The following is a 22,599-nucleotide window of genomic DNA, read 5'->3' as shown; positions in this document are numbered from 1 at the left end:
CCGACGCCCTGCATCAGATTATCACACGGCCGAACGAACGGCACATGTCCACTGCTTGTATAAAGCGGGCCGATCCTTAGGTCAAAGTGGAATTGACCGGGAGACACTCGCAAGAATCAGCACCTACGATAAATTGGAAACGTTTCGTGATTCACGTGAAACATGTTCCGGTTCTGAATCAATCCAGAAAGTCTGCTGCGGATTCACGTGAAACAATTCACTTCCCAATACAAAAATCTCTGAAAATCACGTCCAGAAGATCTTCGACGTCAATACGTCCGGTGATCCTGCCAAGTGCATCCGCTGCACGGCGGAGATCCTCTGCTCTTAATTCACCTGGGAGATGGTCTGAATCAACAGCTGTGCGGAGCCCGGCCAGGCAGTCCGTGAGATAATGCCGGTGCCTCTCACGTGTCGCCAAGGGAGACTCGCTGACCGAAATTGTTTCCTCTGCAAAACGTGTAAGCTGGCCAAGAAGCGGTGCCATGCCGCCTTGAGATCTCGTCGAACAAGAGATTTCAACGATTGTTCCGGAAGAGTCTTGTTTCGGAAGAGTCTCAAAATCCTGCTTGGTATTGACCGTCCAAACAGGAACACCATTCGGGAGATAGGCGGCCAGCGCGCTCGACGCTTCCTTCAATGACACGCCGTTCGGTTCAACCGCCCACAGGATCAGGTCCGCTTCGCGTCCCTTTGCTTCGGCCCGGCGAATGCCTTCCCGTTCGACAATTCCGTCAGTCTCGCGCAATCCGGCAGTGTCAACCAGTGTGACCGGATACCCTGCAAGATCCAGATGCACTTCAATAACATCTCTCGTGGTTCCCGCTTCCTCGGTTACGATCGCGACGTCCCGGCCCGCAATGGCATTCAACAAACTGGATTTGCCGGCGTTAGGAGCGCCCATGAGCACGACTTGCAACCCGGATCGCAAACGCTCGCCGCTCCTTGATCTTATCAAGTGATCGGCAATCTCGTCGTGGAGATCTGAAGCCTGGCCCCAGACCTGATCAGATACACTGCCCGGCACATCTTCCTCATCCGCGAAATCGAAATCGGCTTCTATCATTGCCCGCATGTGTATGAGCCGTTTGCGCCAATTCTCATAGAGTTGACCGAGCGCGCCCCCCATTTGCCGGATTGCCTGTTTCCGTTGGCTCTCTGTTTCCGCTGCAATCAGGTCTGCCAAACCCTCCACTTCAGTCAGGTCCATACGTCCAGCATCGAAGGCTCTCCGTGTGAACTCTCCAGCTTCAGCAGGACGGCAATTTTCAAATTGGCCAAGTACAGAAAGGACACCGGAGACCACTGCCCTTCCCCCGTGGCAATGCAGCTCGGCGACATCTTCTCCGGTAAAGCTCCTCGGACCCTTGAAGAAAAGCACCAATGCCTCGTCCAAGAGGTTTCCGGAGAGAGGGTCTCTCAGCTTGAGCAAGGAGGCAACACGAGGCTCAGGGACTGTGCCGCAAAGGCTTCTGACGATCTCCTCCGTGCCGGCCCCGGAGACACGAATAACAGCAACTCCAGACGGAACTGCGCCGCTGGAGAGCGCGAAGATCGTGTCAGCCATGTGCGTTCCTTCAAGCAATCGTTGAGCCAAAAAGCCTCTTTATCAAGTCCGGTGTTCCTGCGGAAGATAGGTCGTCATATGTTCCGCTGGCGAATCGAAAGGTCACAGGCCACCGTTGCTGTCATTTGGCTGTTTCACGTGAATCAATTTCTTCTAGCTCAAGACGTCAATCAACCAAACATCTCTCCTCCAGGACACTTGAGTGAGCCTGTTCGAACATAGAATTTAGGCTTGGAACGTCTCTACACATTCCCATAGCTGGAAATGTTCACCCTGCGCAGAGCTACTGACAGAACATCAGCGCCGTAGTCAGAATCAAATCGGCGCCGATTCGATTGACAGGATTCACGTGAAACAAGCTGGATATGCCGCGCGATAGTTTGAGACCGTTTCACGTGAATCCCAAAAACCCCGCCGCTGCTTTATTGCACCTGCTTTGCCCAGACCGCTTTATTCAAGCGGTAAAGAACATGGAGTGCAACCGGGTGATCTTCCGGCAGGTTCGGGTGCAGAAAGTCCCCGTCAACATCACGGCTCATTCCAATTCGCTCCATGACTTTTTGAGAAGGCTTGTTGTCAGGGATCGTAAAGGCAACAATCTCATCAAGGCCAATTGTTTCAAAGCCGAATCGAAGCCACTCCCGCGCAGCTTCGCTGGCATATCCATAGCCCCAGGATGATTGTTTCAAACGCCAGCCAATTTCAACGCACGGCTCAAAAGGCAGTGGCGCAGCATATGTGGGGCGGTTGAGACCAACGAAACCCAAGAATTCACCCGTCGCTTTCACCTCGATCGGCGCCATGCAGAACCCATCTGTTTCCTGCTTGTCCCGGCACTTCGAAATCAAAAGTTCAGATCTTTCCCTCGACATGACATCAGGAAAGTAACGCATGACTTCAGGGTCAGCGCAAAGGGCCGCAAAGGGATCAAGATCGTCGTCCCGCCAGGCACGGAGCAAAAGTCTTTCAGTTTCCAGATAAATATCCGAGGTCATGAAACGGATCCGAATCAAAGTCAGGTGGATTCACGTGAAACAATTCTTAACAAGACGTTAAAGGCGCGGCCCCTCCCGGAACCGCGCCCTTCAATAAAATTCGATCCGTTTGGGATCAAGTGTTCATGCTATCGAAGAACTCATCGTTGGATTTGGTCTGCTTCAGCTTGTCGAGCAGAAACTCAATTGCATCAACAGTACCCATCGGGTTGAGGATACGACGAAGAACAAATGTCTTCTTCAAACGCTCATGCGGCACAAGAAGCTCTTCCTTGCGCGTACCGGAACGCTGAATGTCGATAGACGGATAAACACGTTTATCGGAAATCTTCCGATCAAGGATAATCTCGGAGTTACCCGTTCCCTTGAATTCTTCAAAGATAACTTCGTCCATGCGGCTGCCCGTGTCGATCAGTGCTGTCGCGATGATCGTCAGGGAACCACCCTCTTCGATATTACGAGCTGCGCCGAAGAAACGCTTCGGACGTTGTAGCGCGTTGGCATCAACACCACCTGTCAACACCTTGCCCGACGAGGGTACAACAGTGTTGTAGGCGCGACCCAAACGCGTGATGGAATCAAGCAGGATAACGACATCCCGGCCGTGTTCCGTCAGGCGCTTCGCTTTTTCGATAACCATTTCCGCCACTTGTACGTGACGGGAAGCCGGTTCGTCGAACGTGGAAGAAACCACTTCGCCGTTCACCGTGCGTTGCATGTCCGTGACTTCTTCAGGGCGCTCATCGATCAAAAGAACGATCAGATAGCACTCGGGATGATTGTTTGTGATCGACTTGGCAATGTTCTGAAGAAACACTGTTTTACCGGTACGTGGCGGCGCGGTGATCAGAGCGCGTTGCCCCTTGCCGAGGGGTGCCACAAGATCGATCACTCTGGACGAAAGGTCCTTGATGGTCGGATCTTCGATTTCCATCCGGAATCGTTCATCCGGATAAAGCGGCGTCAGATTGTCGAAGTGGACTTTGTGCCGCGCTTTTTCAGGATCTTCGAAGTTGATCGTGTTGACCTTCAAAAGGGCAAAATAACGTTCGCCTTCCTTGGGGCTACGAATCTGCCCTTCAACCGTATCGCCCGTACGCAATGAAAAGCGGCGTATTTGCGAAGGCGAAACATAGATGTCGTCGGGGCCCGGGAGGTAGTTCGCGTCTGGAGATCGAAGGAAGCCAAAGCCGTCCTGCAATACTTCGACGACACCTTCGCCGATAATCTCCACATCCTGTGCAGCAAGATTTTTCAGGATTGCGAACATCAGCTCCTGCTTACGCATGGTGCTGGCGTTTTCGACCTCAAGCTCTTCAGCAAATTGCAGCAGCTCTGTCGGTGTTTTTTCTTTTAGGTCTTTAAGTTTCATTTCCCGCATCGAATTGGGGTTACTTCTTGTTGTTATGGATATTTATTTGGAAGGTCGTTCTGTGCCAGAAAAGATGAGTTGGCCAGAAGATATCTGAGAGACGTTTAGATGTGTCCAGATTGTACGGTGTCTGAGGTGCGATAAGAACGAACCATCACCGTTTTGAAGTTGGCGGAAGATACGTTGTTTTCAAGTGAATCGCAAGCCCGCAAATCTGCCGAACAAATGCGCTGATGTCGCACTGCCGCAAAGCAAAACGGCGGACCGTTTCCGGGCCGCCGTTCGCTACTAGAATTCGGCAACCATCAGAATGGTTTCACAATCACAAGAATGACTATCCCGATCATCAAAACCGTAGGGACTTCATTGAGAAGTCGATAGAAACGGGCCGATTTTGTGTTCTCGTCATTTGCGAATTTCCTCACACAGCCACCAAGATAACCGTGCATCGCGGACATCGCGATAACAAGTGTCAGTTTCGCGTGAAACCAGCCGTCCTGCCAGGCCTGTATTTCATACGCCGCCCAGAGGCCGAATACCCAGGACGCACCCATAGCAGGGCCGATAATCGCCTTGTAAAGCCTGCGTTCCATGACCTTGAATGTCTCTGACTGAACAGAACCGATCTCCGCATCGACATGATAGACAAAAAGCCGCGGCAGATAGAGCATGCCGGCCATCCAAGCGATGATCGAAATGACATGTAAGGATTTAACCCAGAGAAAAATATCCATTGACTAACCCTTGCGCACCAGCTCGACCATCCGCGCCACATTTTCCGGATCCGCATCTGGGGTCACGCCATGCCCGAGATTGAAAATCAGAGGGCCCTTGTCAAAAGTAGACAAGACATGCGCAACACCTTCCTCGAGGGCCCTTCCGCCCGCAACCAAACGCATGGGATCGAGATTTCCCTGGATCGGAACACGTCTTTGAACGTCAAGTGCCACCTGGTCCGGCGCGGTCCAGTCAAATCCAACAGCATCGACACCTGTACCATCGATGTAAGCCATCATCCGTGCCGATGAAGCTTTCGGGAACCCTATGATCTTCGCACTCGGCCGAACCGCACGCACGCCGTCGACAATCTGTTTTGTCGGTTCAATCGACCAACGCTTGAAACCTGCTTCGTCCAGCACGCCAGCCCATGTATCGAATATTTGAACGGCATCCGCGCCCGCATCGAGTTGACGAATAAGATAACTGATTGAAGCTTCGACCAACTGATCGATGAAACGCTGCATCAAATCTGGATCTCTATAAGCCCCGACACGGGCAGCAACCTGATCCTGAGTGGTGTGACCCGCAACGGAATAGCACGCCACCGTCCAGGGAGCGCCACAGAAGCCCAGCAGGGTGGTTTCGTCAGGCAGATCCGCCCTGAGGCGGGAAACCGTCTCTATGACCGGTTTAAGGTGATCCTCAGCCTTTTCCTGCTCCAGGCGATCAAGAAGATCCGATGAGAGAGGTTCGAGTACGGGACCTCTTCCTTCTTCAAAACGGACTGGATACCCGATCGCATCCGGTACGACGAAGATGTCCGAAAACAGAATGCTTGCATCAAAACCATATCGGCGTATCGGCTGAAGAGTGACTTCAGTTGCAAGATCCGGAGAGTAGCAGAAATCGAGGAAGTTTTTGGCCTGGGCTCTGACCTTCCTGTACTCGGGAAGGTAACGTCCTGCCTGTCTCATCATCCAGACGGGAGGCGGCCAGATTTTTCTCCTGCAAGAACCCGCATCACGGCTCTGTCTTGGGATTTCATACGCTTGGCCTTTCCCACATTTCAAATCAAATAAGATTCTTATTTTGAATCTGTTTTTTTATTTGTGCGTGGATTACCGGGATCATTTTCTATCCACAATCCTTGCGCACCAAATTCTATCCGGGAAAAATCAGATCGCCTGTGCAGCTGAATCTCTCCCCAGGAGTCGATAACAGGATTACCTGCACAATTACAGTCACTTGTCAGTTTGTTTACCTTTCGTTAAGAAATTGGGCACTGGTGGACAATCTGTCGATATGTCACAGCACCTGTGTGAATCCACTTCCATCAATAACCGTTTCGGTTTCAGTTCCCGCGCGTTTAAGCATTGTTAATAAATCCTGCTGAGCGGGCATAAACTTCATGCTAGGCACTGGGAAGCATGAATGACTCCCAATCGATCAACAGCCCTGGGGATGACACCGTGAATAAGTCGAGACACTACTTCCATCTGCATCTTGTGTCCGACTCCACCGGCGAAACGCTGATGACCGTAGCGCGTGCCGCAACGGTTCAATACGAAAACGTCCAGGAAATAGAGCATGTCTACCCTCTGGTAAGGTCGCAAAAACAACTGGATCGCGTTATCAGCGAAATCGAAAAGGCCCCGGGTATCGTTCTCTACACATTGGTGGATGAAGAGATTGCCAATCGGCTTGAACAGAAGTGCCGCGAACTCGGCGCACCGTTCGTAAATATCCTCGATCCCGTTTTTGCGGTGTTTCAGTCTTATCTGAACGTCACGCAGACACACCGGATCGGTGGTCAACACGAACTGGATGCAGAATATTTCAAGCGTATGGAAGCTATCAATTATACGATGATGCATGACGATGGGCAGATTTGGGATGATCTGGAATCTGCCGATATCGTTTTGCTCGGTATTTCCCGCACCTCCAAAACCCCGACATGCATTTACCTTGCGAACCGGGGTATCAAGGCTGCCAATGTGCCGCTGGTTCCAGGAATTCCATTGCCGGACCATGTCAAAAAACTGGAAAAACCGATGATCGTAGGATTGATCGCATCTGCTGAACGTATCCAGCAGATCCGACGAAATCGAGTTTTATCATTAAATTCAGAGGGTTATAATGATACCTACGTCGACCGGAAGGAAATCTCGCAGGAAATCACGATGACGCGGCGGCTCTGTTCGGAGCAGAGCTGGCCTCTGATCGATGTCACCCGCCGGTCCGTTGAAGAGACGGCTGCTGAAATCCTGAGTCTTTTCAGAGACTTCAAAGCAGATCAGACCGATGCACAAAATGTATAAATCAAAAAAACACTCAAGAGGGACTGATGAGACTTGTTTTGGCAAGCGGAAGCAGCATCCGCGCGCAGCTTCTGGAAAATGCGGGACTGACGATCGAAGTCGATCCGTCCGATGTCGATGAGCGGGCAGTCGAAACACCCCTGCTGAAAGCTGATTTTCCGCCTGAAGACCTGGCAGCCGTGCTTGCCGAGGCCAAAGCGGAAAATGTCAGCTCTCGCCGTTCTGGCGACCTCGTAATCGGCGCTGATCAGATCCTGGCCTTTGAAGGCCAGCGTCGAACCAAACCGGAAGATATGGAAGCGGCTCGGCGTCAGCTTCTGGAATTCTCGGGCAAAACCCATAAACTTCATTCGGCAGTCGTCCTGTCCAAAAACGGCGAGGCGATCTGGCGAAGCGTATCTACGGCGCGTCTGACGATGCGCCAGCTCAGTCCGGCATTTGTGGGGCACTATCTTGCAAATGCTGGCGATACAGTTCTGTCCAGTGTCGGGGCTTACCAGCTCGAAGGACTTGGCGTGCAATTGTTTGAGAAGATCGAAGGTGACTACTTTACCATTCTCGGATTGCCGTTGTTGCCGCTTCTTGAGCAGCTGAGAGAATTGCAAGTTATTGAAAAATGAATGAAAAAGTCAGAAAGTCGGCAGTGACAGGACATCCTGTAGCCCATTCACGATCTCCCCTTGTGCATGGATACTGGTTGAAGAAGCACGGGCTTGCCGGTTCTTATGACCGGATCGATGTTGCGCCAGAATCCGCGGAAGCCTTCTTCGGTGATTTTGCCGCTTCCGGTCTGGTTGGCGCAAACGTAACGGTGCCGCACAAGGAAGTTGCAGCAAGAGCTTGCGACTGGTTGGATGAGGCAGCTCAATCGATGGGAGCGGCAAACACATTGTGGCTTGATGCGAACGGGCGGCTTTGTGGAGCGAACACCGATGGATTGGGGTTCCTCGGAAATTTGGACCAATTGGCGCCTGGCTGGGACGTTTCACGTGAATCGGCCGTTGTATTGGGTGCAGGCGGAGCCGCCAGAGCCATTGTCTGGGCACTTCTGTCTCGAAATTTCACACGTGTGCATATCGTCAACAGAACTCTGGAAAAAGCCAAGGTAATTGCGGGTGAATTTGGTTCCAAAACAACAGCGCATGACTTGAACAGCCTGGGGACATTGCTTGGAAAAACAGATCTTCTGGTCAACACGACGTCTTTGGGCATGGCAGGTAAGCCGCCGCTTGAAATCGACTTAAAGCCATTGCCGACGTCAGCGCTTGTGACCGACATTGTCTATGTTCCTTTGCAAACCAGCCTGCTGAAAAGAGCCGCGGAGCGCGGCAATCCGACCGTCGACGGTCTGGGAATGCTGTTGCATCAGGCTGTTCCGGGTTTCGAACGTTGGTTTGGGGTTCGGCCGGAAGTCGACGACACATTACGTGCCATCATACTTGAAGATCTCGGAGTAGCCGGGTGATCAAGATCGGATTGACCGGCTCCATTGGCATGGGAAAATCAACGACTGCGAACATGTTCGCAGCTGCCGGTGTTCCGGTTCACGATGCTGACGCCACTGTTCATGCGCTCTATGCGGGGCGGGCCGCTCCGCTTATCGAAGCTGCGTTTCCCGGAACTGTTGTTGATGGGCGGGTCGACCGGAAACGGCTCTCGCCGCACGTTCTGGGCAAACCGGAGGTAATGAAACGACTTGAAGCGATCGTGCACCCACTTGTTCGAAAGGAAGAAGAGGCCTTTCTTACTGCGGCTCGTCTTGCTCGGCGCCGCATTGTCGTGATGGACATTCCCCTACTTTTTGAAACGGCAGGCGAAAACCGCGTGGATATAGCTGTTGTGGTTACCGCAGACGCCGACATTCAGAAACAGCGGGTTCTGGCTCGCGCCGATATGACCAAAGATCGGTTTCAGGCAATTCTCGAACGCCAAATGCCGGATGGCGAAAAACGCAGACGGGCACATTTTCTGATTGATACCGGGCTAGGCATGGAACTGGCCCGACGACAGGTCAGAGCAATTTTGAGGGCACTGGCGGCCTGCCAGTAAACAGCGTCAGTACAATCCTAAAACTCGAGCACAAAACACAGTTTCAGAAGACCAAGTCCTGTAGCGATTTGTTGATTTTATTGAATTTTTACCGTTTACTTGGATTTGCGTGACCGGGACACCATTCAGTCTTGCTTCGCCATTCTGTTGACGAAGAGTTGTCCTGATCCCGTCACCCCAGGTAAAGACTAGGGTGGAAATCCCCATGGCGGATCCATGGTTCAAATGACATTTGCCCACTTTCCGTTGCTGCTTGTCGATCAAGATGCAATCTGGACCCTTGTCGGTTTGCCATCCACCGGCAATTGCACTGGACCAGAAAGTGTCGAGCACAAAAAAACCAGCAATTGAACGGCCAATCGGCATTTTTGATTTCCTTTCAGTCGCCACTTTCTGCGTGAATTCTGGCGTTCGGATGTTCCAGAGATTGAACAACGTGGAAAACATCACCTTCGCCTTGCCTCTAGAACGTCAACCTGCACAGTGAATCGAAGAGGCAAAGGCTTAACAAATGCGCGAAATTTCTTTTGATACGGAAACGACGGGTCTTAACCCCCGCGGTGGCGACCGCCTGGTGGAAATTGGCGGGGTTGAACTCATCAACCACATCCCGACAGGAAATTCCTACCACGTTTACATCAATCCTGAACGGGACATGCCGGAAGAGGCCTTTCGAGTTCATGGCCTGTCCGAAGAATTTCTTTCAGATAAGCCGCTGTTCAAGCAGGTTGCTGATGCGTTTCTGGAATTTGTCGGAGATGCGACACTCGTCATTCACAACGCCGCTTTTGATATGGGCTTCATCAACCATGAGCTGGCGCAGATCGGCAGAAAGCCGATCCCAAATGCGCAGGTGATCGATACGCTTGAAATAGCAAGGCGCAAACACCCGACAGGACCAAACTCTCTCGATGCGCTCTGCTCACGCTATGGCATAGATAACTCCAAACGCGTGAAGCACGGCGCGCTGCTCGATGCGGAAATTCTCGCTGAAGTCTATCTTGAGTTGATCGGTGGACGGCAGACGGCTCTCGGTCTGATGCCGGAGGAAGGGGCAAGCGCCTCAAGTGGACCCTCGCTTGAAATCGGCGAACTCGGAAGCTTCAACGCCAGGCCACGGCCAGCGCCGCTCGGTTCCTTTCTGGCCAACAGCGAACACGAGGCTCACAAGAATTTCGTGCAAGGTATGGGCGACGAAGCGATTTGGCGGAAATACAACGGTTAGTCTGAACCGGGCAGAACGGATCTTTCAACTGCAACTCCGTCACCTGATACGCTGCCAGCTTCATAAGCCGGATCTGCGAAACGATCCCAAGTTCTGATTGTTCCCCCACCGCCTCCAAAGCCTGATTGAGGTGCAAAAAGAAATGCTTGATAGCTTCGGGATCAAGACGCCAACAGCCATCTCGTCGTATCGAAGTGCCTGTAGGCGTGGTCGCTGCTAAAGGCCCAGGCCATGGTCTGGCCGATGGTCCAGAAACGGGCGCGTTCGCGGTCCAGGCCGAGATCTGCAGATAGCCGGTCCAGACGATGAAGCGCCGCCTCTTTCGTGTGGCCGAATTCAAAGCTGCGCACGATCGGGCTAAGGCAAAAGGCGGGGTCGCCGCTCAGAGGTTTCGGATCGATAGCCAACCAGGCTTCTCGGTCTGCGGAGAGAATGTTGTGTCCGTGCAGGTCCTGATGAAGCAGGACTGTTTCGGTGTCGTCCTGAGAGAGCGATTTTAGCGCATCGACCGCAACATCGACGAGGCGCTTTTCGCATGGTTTTCCCGCTTTGAGCCAGTCCGAATGCATCGCCTCTGCCCAGATTTCCGCTTCCCGGGCAAGTGGTGTGAAAGGGGTATTTGCCGGAACGAGAAGTTTTTGCAGCAACCCAGAAAGCACACCTATCTGGTCGATGCCAGGTGTGCCGGCAAGAAGGGCACCGGGACTGCATCGCTCCAGCACCAAGGCACCGAGCTCTGCGTTGTGCGCCAGCAGCTTCACCGCTCCATTGCCGTTCCAAAGCTTCAGCGCGTCGGCTTCATGGCGGGACTCTCGGTCGATAAAGGCGATTTTCAGGACAACATCATTGTTGTCTTTTTTCGCGGGCAGCACATAGGAAACGTTGCCACCGGAAAACGGCGGCTCGCTCAGCTCCAGATCGAAGCTGCTTTGTGCTGCCGCCAAAAGATCCGGAAGCGAACGCAGCCAATTGCTACCGTCTTCACGACGGTTCAACCAAAGTAGCGCATTGGGGATCTGAAACTCGGGCCCTGATTGCGGCAAGATCCAGCCTTTGTTTTTGGTTCAAAGCATGGAGGGCAGAACCCGGTCCGGCGGCCGATGACCATCCATGAAGGTCTTGATGTTGATGATGACTTTTTCGCCCATCTCAATCCGGCCTTCAATGGTTGCTGAACCCATATGCGGCAATAGGACCACGTTTTCGAGTTTGACCAGCTTTGGATTGACCGCGGGTTCGTGCTCGAACACATCTAGGCCGGCTCCGGCAAGTTCACCTGCCTCCAGCAACCGGATAAGAGCATTTTCGTCAATGACCTCGCCGCGCGCTGTGTTGACGACATAAGCATCGTTCTTCAGCAGTTTCAGACGGCGTGCTGACAGCAGGTGGAAGGTGCCCGGCGTATGTGGACAGTGGATGGAGACCACATCCATACGCGCCAGCATCTGGTCCAGGCTTTCCCAGTAAGTCGCTTCCAGCTCCTCCTCGATGTCTTCGGCAACGCGGCGGCGGTTGTGATAATGTATGGACATCCCGAATGCCTTGGCGCGGCGCGCAACGGCCTGACCGATGCGGCCCATGCCGATGATTCCAAGTCGTTTGCCCCAAATCCGGTGTCCCAGCATCCACGTCGGTGACCATCCAGCCCAGTCGCTGCCTTCGATCGCCTTGATGCCTGTGGCAAGACGCCGCGGCACCGACAAGATCAGCGCCATGGTCATGTCAGCTGTGTCCTCGGTCAGAACACCGGGCGTATTGGTGACATTGATGCCGCGATTGTTGGCGGTGACGACGTCGATATTGTCGACACCGTTTCCGAAGTTGGCGATCAGTTTTAGATTCTCGCCTGCTTGCGACAAAACGGAAGAATCGATTCGGTCCGTCACCGTCGGAACAAGAACATCCGCAGTTCTGACAGCCTCCACGAGCTCTGCCTGACTAAAAGGCCTGTCATTTTCGTTAAGTCGGGTTTCAAACAGCTCCCGCATCCGCGTTTCAACGACGTCCGGGAGCTTCCGGGTCACAACAACGACAGGCTTCTTTTTCGCCATACCAACTGCCTTTCGCGCTTCGTTGAGGCTTTGTTAACCACAACGGTTTCACCTTAACGCTGCGCAGTGCGCACGCGGAGGAGACCACTCCCTTTTCCATACCAGATGGTCCGGCAGAAACAAGGGATCGGTTTCAATCGACATGTATTGCCCAAAGGCCAAATCTGACCCGCTGGTTTTCGCATGCGAATTTCGGTACAGATTTGCCTCAAAGCAATGATCTAAAACAATTGGACAACCGGACGATATGGCTCGTTTGACTAAAGGTACCCGCCTCCTTGTGTGCTTGATGATCCTTTTTACCGGGTTGTCGGTCGCGACCGTGCCCGCAAAGGCCCAGGACACGAGCAACGGGACGACGGGATTGCCGCTTCCACGCTTTGTAAGCTTGAAGTCAGACAGGGTGAATGTACGGCTTGGTCCGTCGCGTGAACACGCTGTTGCCTGGACTTTTGTGCAATCGGGCTTGCCCGTCGAGATCATTCAGGAATTTGAAAACTGGCGCCGGATCCGCGATTGGGAAGGCAAGCAGGGCTGGGTGTTCAAGTCTTTGCTTTCCGGCCGTCGCACGGCCCTGATCACTCCCTGGGAGAAAAATGACCGCACGCCGCTTCGCAACCGGTCGCGATCGGATGCCGTGATTGTCGCTGAGCTCGAGCCCTTTGTGCTGACATCCGTTGACCAATGTGCTGGCGGATGGTGCAAGGTGAATGGTACGAACTATGAAGGCTGGCTCGACCAGACCCGGCTGTTTGGTGTCTATCCGGATGAGCTGATCGAGGATTGATCGCTCCAGCATGTGTTGAGCAATCGAGCCGAAAACGTCATAGACCAAATAAAAAAGGCGGCCATTCGGCCGCCTTTTCGTTAGATGTCAGCGAAACTCAGTCAGTCTTGGTTTCCTGAGCTTTCAATTCGTCAAGACGCGGCATGGACATGATGTTGTAGCCGCTGTCGACAAAATGAACTTCACCGGTCACACCGCCGGAAAGGTCCGACAGTAAGTAGAGACCCGTGCCACCGATCTCATCCAGAGAAACCGTCCGGCACAGCGGCGAGTTTCGTTTCTGGAAATTGAACATCAAACGGGCATCGGACACGCCGGAGCCGGCCAGTGTCCGGACCGGGCCGGCCGAAATGGCGTTGACGCGAATGTCCTGTTCGCCATAGTCAACCGCCAGATAGCGCACTGAAGATTCCAGAGCAGCTTTGGCAACGCCCATGACATTGTAGTTCGGCATGACCTTGGTCGAACCGCCATAAGTCAGGGTGATCATGGATCCCCCGTCCGTCATGAGGGCGGCCGCGCGTTTGGCGATCTCCGTGAAAGAGAAGCAGGAAATCAACATGGTGCGGGTAAAATTGTCCCGCGTCGTATCGGCGTATTTTCCGCGCAACTCCGTCTTGTCGGAAAAGGCAATGGCATGGACCAGAAAATCGATGCTGCCCCATTCTTCCTTCAACGTGTTGAAGACGGAATCGACGGAATCGATGTCTTCAACGTCGCAAGGCAGCAGAATGTTGGAGCCGACCGATTCAGCAAGAGGCTTCGTCCGTCGCCCGAACGCCTCGCCTTGATAGGTAAAGGCAAGTTCCGCACCGTGATCGGCGAGTGCTTTGGCGATCCCCCAGGCAATTGAGTGATCGTTGGCAACGCCCATCACAAGGCCGCGCTTGCCCTTCATCAATTCAGACATTCAGTTCTCCTCAGCCGTGATAGCGCGACAGGGCAAGCGACGCGTTGGTTCCGCCGAAACCGAAGCTGTTGGAAAGCACGGTATCAAGGCCGGCATTGTCGACCCGCTCGGTGACAATTTCTTCGGGTTTAATGGCAGGGTCGAGTTCTGTGATGTTCGCGGATGCAGTCATGAAATCATTCTGCAGCATGAGCAGGCAGTAGATAGCCTCTTGAACGCCGGTTGCGCCAAGGCTGTGGCCCGTCAGCGACTTTGTGGACGAAGCCGGTGGCTGGATTTCTCCGAAGACCCGGCGAATCGCTTCGATTTCGCCCACATCACCTACCGGCGTTGATGTGCCGTGGGTGTTGACGTAGTCCACCTTGCGATCACCGAGGGTTTCGATAGCAAGACGCATGCAGCGCTCACCGCCTTCACCGGACGGTGCCACCATATCGTAGCCGTCGGAGTTGGCGGCATATCCGGTGACTTCGGCGTAGATTTTCGCGCCGCGCGCTTTCGCGTGCTCGAGCTCTTCAAGCACCACGACACCGCCGCCACCAGCGATAACGAAACCGTCGCGGGTCGAGTCGTATGCCCGCGCTGCGGTTTGCGGAGTATCGTTATATTTTGAAGACATGGCGCCCATGGCGTCGAACAGACAGGAAAGGGTCCAGTCGAGTTCTTCGCCGCCGCCTGCAAACATCACATCCTGTTTGCCGAACTGGATCTGTTCGGTGGCAGCACCGATACAGTGTGCTGAGGTCGAACAGGCCGACGTGATGGAATAGTTGATGCCCTTGATCTTGAAAGGCGTCGCCAGACACGCCGAGTTCGTCGAACTCATGCCACGGGTCACCATGAAGGGACCCATGCGTTTGGGGGCACCTTTTTCCAGAACGATCTGATGAGCCTGAAACAGGTTCTTGGTGGACGGACCACCGGAGCCCATGATCAGACCTGTGCGGTTGTTGGAAACGTCCTTTTCCTCAAGTCCGCTGTCGGCAATCGCCTGTTCCATGGAAATGTAGTTGTAGGCCGCACCGTCGCCCATAAAACGAAGCTGGCGCTTGTCGATGAGGGACGGAATATCGACATCGGGCATGCCGTGAACCTGGCTCCGGAAGCCATGCTCCGCATAATCTGGAGCAAAACTGATACCGGATTTGCCTTCCCGCAGACTTGCCAGCACTTCTTGTGCGTTCGATCCGATGGATGACACGATACCGATGCCGGTGACGACAACGCGTCTCATTGCGGTCTCCTACTTTCCTTTGACACTGCCGGTACTAAGTCGAATGAGACCGGGTCTTATGCCTATACATAATGCGGAAACCGGCGCTCCCAACAACAAAGAAGCACCGGCTACAAATGAAGTCCATGTGGACTGGCGTTAGGTCTTGGCCAGACCCACACGTAGATCGGTGGCCTTGTAGATCTGCTGCCCGTCGGCCTTGAGCCAGCCATCGGCAATACCAAGAACCAGGCGGCCTTTCATGATGCGTTTGAAATCGATGCCGTATTCAACCAGCTTCACGTCCGGAGTGACCATGCCTTTGAATTTGATTTCGCCGGTAGAAAGCGCCATGCCCTTGCCTTCCAGGCCGAGCCAGCCGAGGCAGAAACCGGTCAGCTGCCAAAGGGCATCAAGGCCAAGGCAGCCTGGCATTACCGGGTTGCCCTGAAAGTGACAGGGAAAGAACCACAGATCAGGCTTGATATCGAATTCGGCGCGGGCAAAACCCTTGTCGAACTCGCCGCCGGTTTCGGAAATTTCCGTGATCCGGTCGAACATCAGCATTGGCGGAAGAGGTAGTTGGGCATTGCCCGGGCCAAACAGCTCGCCGCGGCCGCAGGCGAGAAGAGCTTCATAGTCGTAGCTGGAGCGGCGCTCGGTCATTCAAGATCCGTCTTTTTGTTTCCTGCCCCGGGCTCCCTGAGGCGGGATTGAGTCATTTTTCGTTTATTTGAGGCGCCTTCCTAACACAGGGGAACCATGACTGAAAGATGTCAGTTGAGCCAAATGACTTTGTTTTTTCTAGCGGGTTGGCATGATTTCGTGCTGTCACAAACAGATAAATCGATCTCGGGATAAGGTGCCTTGGCGTTTAAAACTTGCATATTAGGTACAAGAAATGGCAGATATAGGCCAATACTGAGGGAAACGGCTGTTGGTATCTCGTCGAAAGAATACCTGAAAGTCGTTTGAAAACAAAGTTTTAGACTTGGACCGGATGGGAATGACGACACATATCGCAAGCGTAACTGCCGGTAAAAATGTCACCGACATGCTGCGAAGTGCCGGATTGCGGCCAACGCGTCAACGTGTCTCCCTAGCGGAACTTCTCTACTCCCGAGGAGACAGGCACATTTCTGCGGAGTTGCTTCATGAAGAAGCTGTTGCCGCGGATGTTCCGGTGTCGTTGGCGACCGTTTACAACACGCTGCACCAATTCACTGAAGCCGGGCTCCTGCGAGAAGTCGCGATTGACGGCAACAAGACTTACTTCGACACCAACACCTCCGACCATCATCACTTCTTTATCGAAGGCGAAAATCGGGTGATCGATATTCCAGGAGAAGGCGTCGGTATCGACAAGCTGCCGATTGCCCCGGAAGGCATGGAAGTTGTGCGCGTCGAAGTCGTGGTGCGCGTGCGCGAAAAGCGCTGATTAGGAAACGTTCGTCGGGACGCTTCCAAGCTCAAAGATAAAATAGTCGGACGTCTCGCCAATTTCATTCAACAAGCGTTGGCCTTGAGCCTTGAAGCCGATCTTTTTCAAGAGATCGGCGGACCTCTTGTTGTCTGGTGCCGTGATCGCACAGAGCTTCTCGAGCTTCAGGTCCAGGTACGAGTGTTCAAGAACGGCCCTTGCCGCTTCCCGTGCAATCCCTCTTCCTCTGAATTCTTCCAGAAAGGCGTACCCGAGATCCGGGTATTCCAATTCGTCGCGCACTACCAACCCGCAGACGCCGGTCGCTTGACCGGTTTCTTTCAGTTCGACAACCCAGAGCCCCACATTGAATTGCGCAAATCGTGCCAGAGGTTTGTCTTTGATGTACTCCCTGGCTTTTTCTTCAGAAGTGATACCGTTGTCAGCAATGAAGCGGATGTAATCAGGATCTTTCATTAGCTGCAGATAAAAGACGGCATCGTCCAGCGACGGCAATCTGAAATTTAGCCTGTCACATTTTGGCAGGGAACCAACGGGAAATTTCAAGAGCGACCATCCTTTTCGGCCAAGGCACGGGTGCGTACGGCGATTTCCGGTATGGAATCGAATTCTTCCTTCTCCGGGCTCTTGCACAGATCGTAGATGACGCATCGTCGGCATTCGGGTTTGCGTGCCTTGCAGATGTATCGACCATGCAGGATCAGCCAATGATGTGCGTGCAGCGCGAACTCCTCCGGCACTGCCTTTTCCATGGCCTTTTCAACATCAAGAGGGGTCTTGCCGGGTGCCAGCCCGATCCGGTTGCCTAAGCGAAACAGATGCGTATCGACCGCAATGGTAGGATGCCCAAAGAAGATGTTCAAAACGACATTCGCGGTTTTACGTCCAACACCTGGAAGCATTTCCAGAGCTTCGCGATCTTCAGGAACGTTGCCGCCATGGTCACGGATCAATTGCTGCGACAGAAGTATGACGTTTTTCGCCTTGTTTTTGTAAAGACCGATTGTTCGGATCTCTTCGCGAACTTTGTCCTCTCCGAGCGCGACCATCTTTTCAGGCGTATCGGCGATCTGAAACAGGTTCTTCGTTGCCCGATTGACGCCGACATCCGTCGCCTGTGCAGACAGCACGACGGCGACAAGCAGCGTATAGACATTGACGTAATCCAGTTCTCCCTGGGGTTCAGGATTGTCGGTGTGGAACCGCTTGAAGATCGCGAAGGTCTCCGCTTTGGTATAGCGGGAACGCTTCAAGACCTTGCCTGGGTTGTCAACCGAAGGCGACTTTTTGCTTTGCTTCGCCGTCTTGGCTGCCTTGCTGCCACTTTTTCGGGCGCTTGAACTCTTTGCTTGCGTCATAACCTCTCTATAATCTCGCACTATGAGCGAGAACAATCCGAAAACCGACGGCGACGCGGATTTTGAGGAGATGGATCGGCCGTTTTTCACCGCCGTGCTTACCCCTCATCGGTCACTGGGCCCCAAAGGATTCATGATCTTGATGATCGTCTTTGGCCTTGTCTGCTTCGTGGCGGGTGTTTTGTTCTGGCGGATAGGTGCTTGGCCTGTATTCGGATTTTTCGGTCTTGATATTGCCATTCTCTGGTTTGCGTTCCGCATGAACTACCGCTCGGCACGCGCTTTTGAAGAGGTTGTTGTTTCGCGCAACGAAATTGCGATCCGTAAAGTTGGTCCGGGCAGCCGCTACCAGGAATATCGTTTCAATCCGTTCTGGGTGCGGCTGAGTGTTGACAGGATTGAAGACGAGGGTGTGGTCAAAATCCAGTTGAACAGCCGCGGAGAGACAGTCGACCTCGGAAATTTTCTCAATCCGGATGACCGAACCAGTTTTGCCGGTGCGATGGCCAATGCATTGAGCGTCGCCAGATCAGGTGGTGTCTGACGACTTTTTCAGTTGTGTTCTTCGACAGGAGCGGGCTGAACCTTGAGCGTTGCGATCAGCACCAATAGCGCGAGCATAGCGCTTCCGGCAGCAACATAGAGCACGGTCCTGAAATCTCCTGCGCTCGCGATGAACCCCATGGAAACGCTGCCAATCATGCCGCCCAGGAACAGGCTGTTCATGTAGACAGCTGTCGCGCGGCCTGGTCGATCCGGTGCAAAGCTCTGGACGAAGGTGATCGAAATACCGGCAAACAAGCCATAGTACGTGCCTTCAAGCACTGAAACTATGATGACGTGCCAGATCTCTGTGACCTGTGCGAACAGGACCATGCTGGTTGCCGCCAGGCAGGCTGCCAGGAGCAGGACCTGTCTGGTGCCAATCCGCTCGGCCAAGCGCACGGAGCCGAAAATGACAAAGATCTCGACCACGCACTTGATCGACAAGGAAAGGCCAGGGGTCGCACCTGGAAGGCCGGTCTCCTGCACAAAAAACAATGGCATGGCAGAGACGAAAAGCGAGTTGGTGATGACAAATCCAAGACAGATCAGCCCTGCGACCAGTAATTTCCAGTTGATCGGATCATTCTGATCTTCGGATTTCGGTTTTCGCTTCGACCTGAAGGACTTTGGCACGACGGTTGCCCAAAGCAGCAGGTAGAAAAGTGATACGACAAACGCGGCCATGAACGCGGACGAAAACCCGAACAGGGAGACAAGCGTGAATGAAACAGCAGGGCCAATCATCCATGCGAGCGAAACTGTCATGCGAAGCCACGAATTGATGCGCGTGATGTCGAGGCCTTCGCGTTCCGAATAGACGCGGCAAAATGTGAAGATGGTGCCGCCACCCATATTGGTCAGGCTCATGAGCGGTGCGATGAGAAGGATCAGCATCATGAGGCTTGTGACTTGCGTTAAGAGAGCCGTCACTAGAACAAAGGCGCATACGGAAATCAGCAACAGCTGTTTAACCCGATAACCCTGGTCGAGCCGTTCTCCAGCCCATCGGTTGGCGGCAAGCGTCATGGGCATGAGCAGGCCGGTATAAAGCCCTACTTGCCAAGGCTCCGACCCGAGCCCCTCGACAATAAAGAAGCTCATCAAGGGAATGAGGGATGAGACACCAAGGCTGTTGGTGAACTGCAGCAGTAGAATCAGCACCACCTGACGGGGCAGCTGTGGAAATGAAATCATGAAATAGGGCCGGACGAACGGTGTTCTTGCGAAGGTTGTACAGATTAGTTCAGTTCGCTTGACCCGTCACCTGTTTCCGCACCGGCCTTCAATCGGCCGCTTTGTTCGCCCGCAAGGCCTTCAGCCGATAAAGAGCTTCAAGAGCTTCACGCGGTGTCATGTCGTCCGGATCGATTTCCTTTAAGGCATCGTCAAGCGGGTCTTCTTCTGCAAAGCCCCCGGCTAAGGTTGGTGCGGGCGTGGTGATACTGGCAAAGAGCGGTAATTCATCGATCAGGCTTTCGGCAGGTGAGCGCCTGTCCTGCTCTTCCAGCTGGCTGAGCACCTGCCTGGATCTTTCAACCACCTTCCCCGGCAGTCCTGCAAGTTTGGCGACCTGAATCCCGTAAGACCTGTCAGCTGCGCCAGGCACGATTTCGTGCAGGAATATGACGTCGCCCTTCCATTCCTTCACCGAAACCGTTGAGTTGGACAGGCGTTCGAGTTTGGCCGACAGCGCCGTCAACTCATGATAATGGGTAGCAAATAGGGCACGGGACCTGTTGACCTCGTGAAGGTGTTCAATTGTCGCCCACGCGATCGACAATCCGTCGAATGTTGCTGTGCCGCGCCCGATTTCGTCCAGGATTACCAGCGAGCGATCACCGGCCTGATTGAGAATGGCTGCGGTTTCAACCATTTCCACCATGAAGGTCGATCTGCCTCTGGCAAGATCATCGGCGGCTCCAACCCGCGAAAACAGGCGGTCGACGACACCGATATGCGCAGCAGTTGCCGGCACAAAGGCGCCCATTTGGGCAAGAACGGCGATCAGCGCATTCTGGCGCAGGTAGGTTGATTTACCAGCCATGTTCGGACCAGTGATCAGCCAGATATGGCCGATATCTTCGTCCTGATCCGGTCCAAGATTGGAATCGTTGGCGACAAAGCTGTCACCTGAGGACTTTTTCAGGGCCAATTCAACGACCGGATGTCGGCCGCCCCTGATATCGAAAGCCCGGCTCTTGTCGACCGATGGGCGAACGTAGTTTTCTTCCTGGGCCAGTTTTGCGAGCGCTGCCGTGACATCCAGTATGCCAAGGCCGTGCGCAGCCGCCTTGATCGCCTCACCGGCATTGATAATTGCAGCCGCCAGCCGTTCGAAAATGTCGAACTCAATGGCAAGTGAACGTTCACCAGCGCTGGCAATCTTGGATTCCAGGTCCGCCAGCTCGGTGGTCGTGAAGCGCATTGCACCTGCCATGGTTTGGCGGTGAATGAAACGGCCCGGGTCTGCCGTCAGCTTTTCGGTTTGCGCCGTAGGTGCTTCGATGAACCAGCCAAGCACGTTGTTGTGTTTGATCTTGAGGGATCGAAGGCCGAGTTCTTCTGAATAATCGGCCTGCAGCTTTGCGATCACCTTGCGGCTTTCGTCGCGCAGCGACCTTAATTCGTCAAGATCGGCATTGTAGCCAGCCGCGATGAAGCCGCCGTCCCGCTTCAACAAGGGCGGATCTTCCTTGATCGCCCGAACCAACTCGGCACCTAGTTCATGCGGCGCATTTTCAAGACTTGTACGGGCAGCAGCTATTTCGGCCGGAATGTCGTCCGTCGAATGCGCGGTTTGGTCCAGAACGGCACGTGCGGATGCCAAGCCTTGCGCCACCGAAAGAATATCGCGGGGACCGCCCCGGTTGAGCGCAATGCGTGAGAGCGCCCTTGCCATATCCGGGGCGCCTTTCAACGTCTGGCGCAGTCCCTCTCGCATGATTTCGTTTTCGAGAAAGTGCTCGACCGCGTCGTGGCGTTGGTGGATCGCATCGACATTGACCAGCGGACCTGCCAGGCGGCTGGCAAGCAGTCGGGAACCGCTACCCGTAACCGTCCGGTCGATAGTCGCAAGCAGAGAGCCCTGTTTTTCGCCTGAAAGCGTGCGAGACAATTCGAGATTGGCCCGTGTTGCCGGATCGATCAGCATGCGGCCAGCGCCTGCTTCGCGCATTGGAGGGTCCAGCGGAGGCCGTTCACCCAACTGGGTCTTTTCAATATAGGACAGGATCCCGGCAGCAGCCGACAGCTCGGCGCGGGTGAATGTCCCAAATCCGTCGAGCGTCTTGACCCCGAAATAGTGTGCGAGGCGATCCACAGCGGTCGAGCTGTCGAAAAAGGCGCGTGGCACGGGTGACAGCGCACCACCAGCCTGTTCGGCCAGAAGGCGTAACTCGCTTTCCTGCAGCAGATTGTCTGCCAGGATCAGTTCGCGAGGCGAAACTTGAGCCAAGTCGGCGGCAAGACGTAGCTGATCTGTCTCCGATACCTGGAACGAACCGGTCGACATATCGATCCAGGCAAGGCCATAGACCGCGGTCCCTTCCAGTGATCCTCCCTTCAGCCGGGTCAGGGCCATCAGGAAATTGTTCGAACCTGCATCAAGAAGCTGTTCTTCGGTCAGCGTACCCGGGGTAACCAGCCGAACCACGTCGCGCCGGACAACGGATTTGGATCCTCGTTTCTTGGCCTCGGCCGGGTCCTCGGTCTGTTCGCATACGGAGACGCGGAATCCCTTGGCGATAAGCTTCTGCAGGTAGTCGTCGGCGGCGTGTACGGGGACACCGCACATTGGAATGTCGTCGCCCTGGTGCTTGCCGCGTTTGGTCAGCGTAATGCCCAATGCGGCCGAAGCAATCTCGGCGTCTTCGAAAAAAAGCTCGTAGAAATCGCCCATCCGGTAAAACAGCAGGCTGTCTGGATTGGCTGCCTTGATTTCCAGGAACTGGGCCATCATTGGCGTGACTTTGCCGTCAGCCTGAACCGGTTTTTGTACGCTCATCCCATTCATGTCCGATACCTAGCAAACCTCGCCTCCCATTCCAC

The 22,599-nt window shown here is 54.0% G+C and carries 22 protein-coding genes and 1 pseudogene; 8 read left to right on the top strand and 15 right to left on the bottom strand.

Annotated features, from left to right (window positions below; genetic code table 11):
* Positions 1 to 217: 217 nt before the first annotated feature.
* The 5 genes and pseudogenes from mnmE to hemE all read right to left on the bottom strand — a co-directional run bounded on the left by mnmE (position 218) and on the right by hemE (position 5,699).
* A complete protein-coding gene (mnmE, locus tag ACZ1HV_RS15970; protein WP_472715720.1) occupies positions 218 to 1,567 on the bottom strand; it encodes a tRNA uridine-5-carboxymethylaminomethyl(34) synthesis GTPase MnmE in 1,350 nt (449 codons plus the stop codon).
* A gap of 422 nt (positions 1,568 to 1,989) precedes the next feature.
* Positions 1,990 to 2,562 carry a GNAT family N-acetyltransferase gene (locus ACZ1HV_RS15965; RefSeq protein ID WP_298984220.1) on the bottom strand — a complete coding sequence of 191 codons (573 nt, stop codon included), beginning with the start codon at positions 2,560 to 2,562 and terminating at the stop codon, positions 1,990 to 1,992.
* A 115-nt stretch (positions 2,563 to 2,677) separates the two neighbouring features.
* Positions 2,678 to 3,943, bottom strand: coding sequence for a transcription termination factor Rho (gene rho, locus ACZ1HV_RS15960; protein WP_152499163.1), 1,266 nt, complete (start codon positions 3,941 to 3,943; stop codon positions 2,678 to 2,680).
* A gap of 296 nt (positions 3,944 to 4,239) precedes the next feature.
* Positions 4,240 to 4,668: a protoporphyrinogen oxidase HemJ gene (gene hemJ, locus ACZ1HV_RS15955; protein ID WP_298816606.1), complete on the bottom strand. Its 429-nt coding sequence runs from the start codon at positions 4,666 to 4,668 to the stop codon at positions 4,240 to 4,242.
* A gap of 3 nt (positions 4,669 to 4,671) precedes the next feature.
* Positions 4,672 to 5,699, bottom strand: a pseudogene (gene hemE, locus ACZ1HV_RS15950) (uroporphyrinogen decarboxylase).
* 382 nt (positions 5,700 to 6,081) lie between these two features.
* Between hemE and ACZ1HV_RS15945 the strand changes: the two are divergent.
* Genes ACZ1HV_RS15945 through coaE form a run of 4 tightly spaced genes read left to right on the top strand, consistent with a single transcriptional unit; the run spans position 6,082 to position 9,021 of the window.
* Positions 6,082 to 6,972 (top strand): pyruvate, water dikinase regulatory protein, encoded by an 891-nt coding sequence (locus tag ACZ1HV_RS15945; protein WP_472715719.1) that lies wholly within the window; start codon positions 6,082 to 6,084, stop codon positions 6,970 to 6,972.
* A 26-nt stretch (positions 6,973 to 6,998) separates the two neighbouring features.
* The gene (locus tag ACZ1HV_RS15940) at positions 6,999 to 7,592 is read left to right on the top strand and encodes a Maf-like protein (protein WP_472715718.1); all 594 of its coding nucleotides are present in this window, start codon (positions 6,999 to 7,001) and stop codon (positions 7,590 to 7,592) included.
* On the top strand, positions 7,589 to 8,437 hold the full coding sequence (locus ACZ1HV_RS15935) for a shikimate dehydrogenase (protein WP_472715717.1): 849 nt from the start codon (positions 7,589 to 7,591) through the stop codon (positions 8,435 to 8,437). The genes ACZ1HV_RS15940 and ACZ1HV_RS15935 overlap by 4 nt, the downstream gene beginning before the upstream one ends.
* Positions 8,434 to 9,021, top strand: coding sequence for a dephospho-CoA kinase (coaE, locus tag ACZ1HV_RS15930; protein ID WP_472715716.1), 588 nt, complete (start codon positions 8,434 to 8,436; stop codon positions 9,019 to 9,021). The genes ACZ1HV_RS15935 and coaE overlap by 4 nt, the downstream gene beginning before the upstream one ends.
* Positions 9,022 to 9,027: 6 nt before the next feature.
* On the opposite strand, the gene ACZ1HV_RS15925 is transcribed toward coaE, so the two are convergent.
* Complete coding sequence (locus ACZ1HV_RS15925) at positions 9,028 to 9,468, bottom strand: hypothetical protein (protein WP_472715715.1); 441 nt, start codon at positions 9,466 to 9,468, stop codon at positions 9,028 to 9,030.
* Positions 9,469 to 9,532: 64 nt separating this feature from the next.
* Here ACZ1HV_RS15925 and dnaQ point away from each other — a divergent pair, with 64 nt between their 5' ends.
* Positions 9,533 to 10,246 (top strand): DNA polymerase III subunit epsilon, encoded by a 714-nt coding sequence (dnaQ, locus tag ACZ1HV_RS15920; protein ID WP_472715714.1) that lies wholly within the window; start codon positions 9,533 to 9,535, stop codon positions 10,244 to 10,246.
* 161 nt (positions 10,247 to 10,407) lie between these two features.
* On the opposite strand, the gene ACZ1HV_RS15915 is transcribed toward dnaQ, so the two are convergent.
* Positions 10,408 to 11,289, bottom strand: coding sequence for an aminoglycoside phosphotransferase family protein (locus ACZ1HV_RS15915; protein WP_472715713.1), 882 nt, complete (start codon positions 11,287 to 11,289; stop codon positions 10,408 to 10,410).
* Between the two features lie 21 nt (positions 11,290 to 11,310).
* Positions 11,311 to 12,297, bottom strand: a complete 987-nt coding sequence (locus ACZ1HV_RS15910; protein WP_152499154.1) for a 2-hydroxyacid dehydrogenase — start codon at positions 12,295 to 12,297, stop codon at positions 11,311 to 11,313.
* Between the two features lie 247 nt (positions 12,298 to 12,544).
* Between ACZ1HV_RS15910 and ACZ1HV_RS15905 the strand changes: the two genes are divergently transcribed.
* Positions 12,545 to 13,084, top strand: a complete 540-nt coding sequence (locus ACZ1HV_RS15905) for an SH3 domain-containing protein (RefSeq protein ID WP_472715712.1) — start codon at positions 12,545 to 12,547, stop codon at positions 13,082 to 13,084.
* A gap of 97 nt (positions 13,085 to 13,181) precedes the next feature.
* Here the strand turns inward: ACZ1HV_RS15905 and fabI are convergent, their stop codons facing one another.
* From fabI to fabA, 3 genes are all read right to left on the bottom strand, one after another.
* A complete protein-coding gene (fabI, locus tag ACZ1HV_RS15900) occupies positions 13,182 to 13,994 on the bottom strand; it encodes an enoyl-ACP reductase FabI (RefSeq protein ID WP_152499152.1) in 813 nt (270 codons plus the stop codon).
* A gap of 10 nt (positions 13,995 to 14,004) precedes the next feature.
* Complete coding sequence (fabB, locus tag ACZ1HV_RS15895) at positions 14,005 to 15,228, bottom strand: beta-ketoacyl-ACP synthase I (protein WP_472715711.1); 1,224 nt, start codon at positions 15,226 to 15,228, stop codon at positions 14,005 to 14,007.
* A 138-nt stretch (positions 15,229 to 15,366) separates the two neighbouring features.
* Entirely contained in the window at positions 15,367 to 15,873 is a 507-nt protein-coding gene (gene fabA, locus ACZ1HV_RS15890; RefSeq protein WP_152499150.1) for a 3-hydroxyacyl-[acyl-carrier-protein] dehydratase FabA, read from the bottom strand.
* 340 nt (positions 15,874 to 16,213) lie between these two features.
* Between fabA and irrA the strand changes: the two genes are divergently transcribed.
* Complete coding sequence (irrA, locus tag ACZ1HV_RS15885; RefSeq protein WP_298816579.1) at positions 16,214 to 16,645, top strand: iron response transcriptional regulator IrrA; 432 nt, start codon at positions 16,214 to 16,216, stop codon at positions 16,643 to 16,645.
* Here irrA and ACZ1HV_RS15880 read toward each other — a convergent pair whose 3' ends face one another.
* Positions 16,646 to 17,194, bottom strand: coding sequence for a GNAT family N-acetyltransferase (locus ACZ1HV_RS15880; RefSeq protein ID WP_472715710.1), 549 nt, complete (start codon positions 17,192 to 17,194; stop codon positions 16,646 to 16,648). It lies immediately after the preceding gene.
* A complete protein-coding gene (nth, locus tag ACZ1HV_RS15875) occupies positions 17,191 to 18,006 on the bottom strand; it encodes an endonuclease III (RefSeq protein WP_472715709.1) in 816 nt (271 codons plus the stop codon). Before nth ends, ACZ1HV_RS15880 begins: the two co-directional genes overlap by 4 nt.
* 22 nt (positions 18,007 to 18,028) lie before the next feature.
* On the opposite strand from nth, the gene ACZ1HV_RS15870 reads away from it, so the two are divergent.
* Positions 18,029 to 18,550: a DUF2244 domain-containing protein gene (locus ACZ1HV_RS15870; protein WP_298816573.1), complete on the top strand. Its 522-nt coding sequence runs from the start codon at positions 18,029 to 18,031 to the stop codon at positions 18,548 to 18,550.
* 8 nt (positions 18,551 to 18,558) lie between these two features.
* Here the strand turns inward: ACZ1HV_RS15870 and ACZ1HV_RS15865 are convergent, their stop codons facing one another.
* Positions 18,559 to 19,746 (bottom strand): MFS transporter, encoded by a 1,188-nt coding sequence (locus tag ACZ1HV_RS15865; RefSeq protein WP_298964365.1) that lies wholly within the window; start codon positions 19,744 to 19,746, stop codon positions 18,559 to 18,561.
* Between the two features lie 88 nt (positions 19,747 to 19,834).
* Positions 19,835 to 22,564, bottom strand: coding sequence for a DNA mismatch repair protein MutS (mutS, locus tag ACZ1HV_RS15860; protein WP_472715708.1), 2,730 nt, complete (start codon positions 22,562 to 22,564; stop codon positions 19,835 to 19,837).
* Positions 22,565 to 22,599: the final 35 nt, after the last annotated feature.

The sequence above is a fragment of the Roseibium sp. JB4-4 genome (assembly GCF_055693425.1).
This window is presented reverse-complemented; position numbering and strand designations above follow the sequence as displayed.

Excerpts from the sequence above, each read along its gene's own strand:
- nth (WP_472715709.1), bottom strand. The coding sequence starts at position 18,006 with ATGACGCAAGCAAAGAGTTCAAGCGCCCGAAAAAGTGGCAGCAAGGCA.
- ACZ1HV_RS15935 (WP_472715717.1), top strand. The coding sequence starts at position 7,589 with ATGAATGAAAAAGTCAGAAAGTCGGCAGTGACAGGACATCCTGTAGCC.
- hemJ (WP_298816606.1), bottom strand. The coding sequence starts at position 4,668 with ATGGATATTTTTCTCTGGGTTAAATCCTTACATGTCATTTCGATCATC.
- ACZ1HV_RS15925 (WP_472715715.1), bottom strand. The coding sequence starts at position 9,468 with ATGTTTTCCACGTTGTTCAATCTCTGGAACATCCGAACGCCAGAATTC.
- ACZ1HV_RS15965 (WP_298984220.1), bottom strand. The coding sequence starts at position 2,562 with ATGACCTCGGATATTTATCTGGAAACTGAAAGACTTTTGCTCCGTGCC.
- ACZ1HV_RS15870 (WP_298816573.1), top strand. The coding sequence starts at position 18,029 with ATGAGCGAGAACAATCCGAAAACCGACGGCGACGCGGATTTTGAGGAG.
- mnmE (WP_472715720.1), bottom strand. The coding sequence starts at position 1,567 with ATGGCTGACACGATCTTCGCGCTCTCCAGCGGCGCAGTTCCGTCTGGA.
- ACZ1HV_RS15945 (WP_472715719.1), top strand. The coding sequence starts at position 6,082 with ATGAATGACTCCCAATCGATCAACAGCCCTGGGGATGACACCGTGAAT.
- ACZ1HV_RS15905 (WP_472715712.1), top strand. The coding sequence starts at position 12,545 with ATGGCTCGTTTGACTAAAGGTACCCGCCTCCTTGTGTGCTTGATGATC.
- ACZ1HV_RS15940 (WP_472715718.1), top strand. The coding sequence starts at position 6,999 with ATGAGACTTGTTTTGGCAAGCGGAAGCAGCATCCGCGCGCAGCTTCTG.
- rho (WP_152499163.1), bottom strand. The coding sequence starts at position 3,943 with ATGCGGGAAATGAAACTTAAAGACCTAAAAGAAAAAACACCGACAGAG.
- dnaQ (WP_472715714.1), top strand. The coding sequence starts at position 9,533 with ATGCGCGAAATTTCTTTTGATACGGAAACGACGGGTCTTAACCCCCGC.
- ACZ1HV_RS15865 (WP_298964365.1), bottom strand. The coding sequence starts at position 19,746 with ATGATTTCATTTCCACAGCTGCCCCGTCAGGTGGTGCTGATTCTACTG.
- fabA (WP_152499150.1), bottom strand. The coding sequence starts at position 15,873 with ATGACCGAGCGCCGCTCCAGCTACGACTATGAAGCTCTTCTCGCCTGC.
- fabI (WP_152499152.1), bottom strand. The coding sequence starts at position 13,994 with ATGTCTGAATTGATGAAGGGCAAGCGCGGCCTTGTGATGGGCGTTGCC.
- ACZ1HV_RS15910 (WP_152499154.1), bottom strand. The coding sequence starts at position 12,297 with ATGGCGAAAAAGAAGCCTGTCGTTGTTGTGACCCGGAAGCTCCCGGAC.
- fabB (WP_472715711.1), bottom strand. The coding sequence starts at position 15,228 with ATGAGACGCGTTGTCGTCACCGGCATCGGTATCGTGTCATCCATCGGA.
- mutS (WP_472715708.1), bottom strand. The coding sequence starts at position 22,564 with ATGAATGGGATGAGCGTACAAAAACCGGTTCAGGCTGACGGCAAAGTC.
- irrA (WP_298816579.1), top strand. The coding sequence starts at position 16,214 with ATGACGACACATATCGCAAGCGTAACTGCCGGTAAAAATGTCACCGAC.